The sequence below is a fragment of the Streptomyces sp. 8P21H-1 genome (assembly GCF_013302945.1).
Genome location: NZ_JABTYA010000129.1, coordinates 1 through 3,840, shown reverse-complemented (window position 1 = coordinate 3,840; position 3,840 = coordinate 1). Strand labels below are relative to the sequence as shown.

The following is a 3,840-nucleotide window of genomic DNA, read 5'->3' as shown; positions in this document are numbered from 1 at the left end:
GGCGCGGGGAACGGCGCGGCAGGCCACGACGCTCCCGCACCCGCCCGCCGCCCCGGCTGACCCAGCCACCCCGAACCGCCCCGCACTCGCCCCCGCCCCGCCCGGAGGGCCTACGCGGACTCGTTCAGCAGGCGGGCCAGATGATCGCGGCCCTCGCCCAGCAGACCCTCCAGCGGCGCGGCCGACTCGTACCAGCGCTTCTCGTACTCCCAGCACAGCCAGCCGTCCCAGCCCTCGCGGGAGAGCAGGTCGACGCACTCGGTGAGGGGGAGGACACCCGCCCCGAGCGGCAGCGGGGTCGTGTCGTCCGGCGAGGCGATGTCCTTGACCTGGATGTAGCCCAGGAAGGGGGAGAGCGCGGCGAAGCTGACCGCGGGCTGCTCACCGCCCAGCCAGGTGTGCATGACGTCCCAGAGGGCACCGGCCTGCAGATGGCCGACCAGGCCGAGGACACGGGTCGCGTCGGCGCCGGTGCGGTGCGAGTCGTGGGTCTCCAGCAGGATCCGTACGTCGAGGTCGGCGGCGTACTCGGCCGCCGTGCCCAGCCGTCGCGCGGCCGTCGCGTCGGCGTCCTCGGTGCTCTGGTCCTCCGCGGCGCCCGGGAAGACCCGGACGAAGGGGGCGCCCAGGTCGCGCGCCAGGTCGAGGAGTTCGCGGATCTCGGCGATCACGGGCTCGTCGTCGCCGGGCGCGGCCACCCGGACGTATCCGGCCAGGCCCAGGATCTCGACGCCCGCCGCCTTGAACTCGGCGGCCACGTCGGCCCGTGCCGCGTGTCCGAGGCCGGTGTGCACGGGCTCCTCGGGATGCGTGCGCAACTCGACGCCGTGGTAGCCGTGGGTGGCGGCGAGCCGCACCACGTCACCGATCGGGAGTCCGGGTACACCGAGGGTGGAGAAGGCCAGTTTCACGGATCGCACCTTCGCTATCGAATTCCGGGCGCGGCTTTTTTCCGGCCGGGGTTCCCGGAGTCCCCGGGACGGCACAGCATGAAACGGACCCTACCCGCCGCTCGCGATCTCTCACTCCCCGGTTCCGAGCAGGTCCAGCCGCCAGTCCTGGCCGACGAGGTCCGCGCCGAAGGAACGGTGCGGTCTCTCGTCGAGGAGGACGAAACCATGGCGCAGATAGAGGCGGCGGGCGGCGGACAGCACGTCGTTCGTCCACAGCACCAGCTCCCGGTAACCCACCCCGCGGGCGAACCCGACGCAGGCGCCCACCAGCCGGTCGCCGATGCCGAGGCCGCGCGCGTCCGGCTCGACGAGCAGCAGGCGCAGCCGGGCGGCGCCGGGTGCCCCGTCCCGGACGCACATCACGCAGCCCACCGGGCGGCCGTCCAGCTCCGCGATCCACACCCGCTCCAGATGCGGGTCGTGGTCCTCGGCGAAGTCGGCGACGATCCGGGCGACCAGGCCCTCGTAGTCCGTGTTCCAGCCGTACTCGGCGCTGTAGAGCGCCGCGTTGCGCTGCACGATCCAGCCGAGGTCGCCCGGTCCCGGTGCGCGCAGCAGGACGTCCGCGCGGCGCGGGGGCCCGCCCCGCCCGGCGGAGAGGATCCCGCGGATCTCCCGCATGGCCGCTGCGAGCCGGGGCCGGTCCCCGGGCGGCACGGTCGAGAGCAGGGAGCCCACCGCTTCCCGCGAACGTTCGTCGAGCAGGCCGGCGGTCTCCCTGCCGCGCGCGGTGAGCGTGACGTGCCGGCGCCGGGTGTCCCGCGCGGAGGGCGCGCGCTCGACCAGGCCGTCCTTCTCGAACTTGGCCAGCAGCCTGCTCAGGTAACCGGAGTCCAGGGACAGTTCGGTACGGAGGTCGGCGGCGTCGGTACGGGGGGAGTGGGCGAGCTCGTACAGCACGCGGGACTCGGTGAGCGTGTACGGGGCGTGGAGGTGGCGGCTGTAGTCGAGCGCGCCGATGAGGTTCGTGTAGAAGCGGTTGAAGGCGCGGATCTCCTGGACGGTCATGACACGTGACCCCTGTCTCGGGACGTGGATCGCTGACCCAGTCAGAGATTGTGCCCGCTCCGACCGGCGCCCGCCAGTGGTCCGCCCGTCGGCGATCTGCCCGTCAGTGGTCCGGCCACCGGTGGTCCGGCCACCGGGCGATCCGGCCACCGGGCGATCCGGCCACCGGGCAGTCCGCCCGGTGGCGGTTTCCGGCACCACCGCCCGGATAGCCTTCCGGAGTGCTCCAGTACGACGATCTGACACAGCCGGAACGTGCCGTCTGGGACGCCTTTCCCGAGGGCCGCCTCGTGGACCTGCGCAGCGGAGTCCCCGAGGCGGACGACGCCCGGCAGGGGCAGGGGTGGGGGCCGGAGCGAACGGTCCGGGCGGAGGTGCTGGCGGCGCTGCTGCTGGGGGCCAACCCCGCCCCGCCGGGCGCGCTCGCCGCACTCCGCCTGGCGGGCGCACGCGTGGTCGGCACGCTCGATCTGGCGGGCGCGGACATCGCCCAGACGATCCGGCTCCGGTCCTGCCGTCTGGAGGAACCGGTGGGACTGCGCGGCTGCACCACGCGCTCGATCCGGCTGGCCGAGTGCTGGGTCCCGGGCATCGACGCGTCGATGGCCCGGATCGAGGGGAGGCTCAATCTGCACGGGACGACCGTGGCGGGCTCCCGGCTCACGCTCATCAACACGCACATCTCCGGAGAACTGGTACTGAGCGAGGCCACCCTGTCCGCCGACAGCGGGTGGGCCCTGTTCGCCGGCGGACTCGTCATGGAGGGTGCGGTCTTCGGCCGCCGTCTGACGGCGAGGGGCGGGCTGCGGCTGCTGGGCGCGCAGCTGTCCGGCGGCCTGTTCCTGGACGGAGCGCGGCTGGAGAACCCGCGGGGCGAGGCGCTGCTCGCGGACAACGCCACCATGACGACCCTGGAGATGACCGAGGGATTCGGCGCCACCGGCGCCGTCCGGCTGCGCGGCGCGCACATCACCAACCGGTTGTCGCTGCGGGGCGCCGTCCTGGGCGATCCGGGCGCCGCCCTGGACCTCGCCCGCGTACAGGCGGCCGAGCTGGACCTCACGCCCGCGGTCGCCCCGCCCGGCGGTGTCGACCTGCGCAGTGCGCGCGTCGAGGTCCTGCGCGACAACGAGGCGGGCCGGACCGCGCGCCTGCGGCTGGAGGGGCTCGCCTACGCCTCCCTGCACGCGGACGACGTGCTCCCCACGGGAACCGGTGCCGATGCCGGTGCCCGTGCCGGCGTGTCCCGCCGGATCGCGTGGATCCGCCGTTCGCCCGGCTACAGCCCGCAGCCGTACGAGCAGCTCGCCGGCTGGTACCGCCAGATCGGCCACGACGACGACGCCCGCCTCGTGCTGCTGGCGAAACAGCGCCACCGGCGCGGCACGCTCCACCCCGTCGCCCGGTGCTGGGGCCACGTCTTCGACGCCACGGTCGGCTACGGCTACCGGCCCTGGCGGGCGGGCGGCTGGCTGCTCCTGCTGTCGCTCGCCGGGACACTGGTCTTCAGGTCCGCCACGCCCACGGCCAGCAAGCAGGGCGAGGGGCCTCCGTTCAGCGCCCTGGCCTACACGCTGGACCTGCTGATCCCCATCGGCGGTCTCGGCCAGCGAGGGGCCTGGCACTGGCGGGACGACGGCCCCATGGCGCTCTCGTACGCGCTGATCGCCGCGGGCTGGCTGCTGACCACGGCCGTGGTCGCGGGCGTCACCCGCTCACTGAACAAGAACTGAGCGCGGGCGAGGGAGCCGGTTCTCCGTCCGCGGCCCGACGAGGGTTCCCCACAAGGTTCCCCGCACGCCCGCACCCCAGGGGCGCGGGGAACTGCGCGCTCAACCCCCTCGGGCCGCACCCGCCCTCGGGCCGCACCCGCCCTCGG

At 74.2% G+C, this 3,840-nt stretch carries 3 protein-coding genes; 1 reads left to right on the top strand and 2 read right to left on the bottom strand.

Annotation, left to right across the window (positions count from 1 at the left end):
• Positions 1–110 precede the first annotated feature (110 nt).
• Positions 111–911 carry a sugar phosphate isomerase/epimerase family protein gene (locus tag HO151_RS02150; protein ID WP_173894431.1) on the bottom strand — a complete coding sequence of 267 codons (801 nt, stop codon included), beginning with the start codon at positions 909–911 and terminating at the stop codon, positions 111–113.
• A gap of 111 nt (positions 912–1,022) precedes the next feature.
• Entirely contained in the window at positions 1,023–1,961 is a 939-nt protein-coding gene (locus tag HO151_RS02145) for a bifunctional helix-turn-helix transcriptional regulator/GNAT family N-acetyltransferase (RefSeq protein WP_173894430.1), read from the bottom strand.
• A gap of 221 nt (positions 1,962–2,182) precedes the next feature.
• On the opposite strand from HO151_RS02145, the gene HO151_RS02140 reads away from it, so the two are divergent.
• On the top strand, positions 2,183–3,694 hold the full coding sequence (locus tag HO151_RS02140; RefSeq protein WP_173894429.1) for an oxidoreductase: 1,512 nt from the start codon (positions 2,183–2,185) through the stop codon (positions 3,692–3,694).
• Positions 3,695–3,840 lie beyond the last annotated feature (146 nt).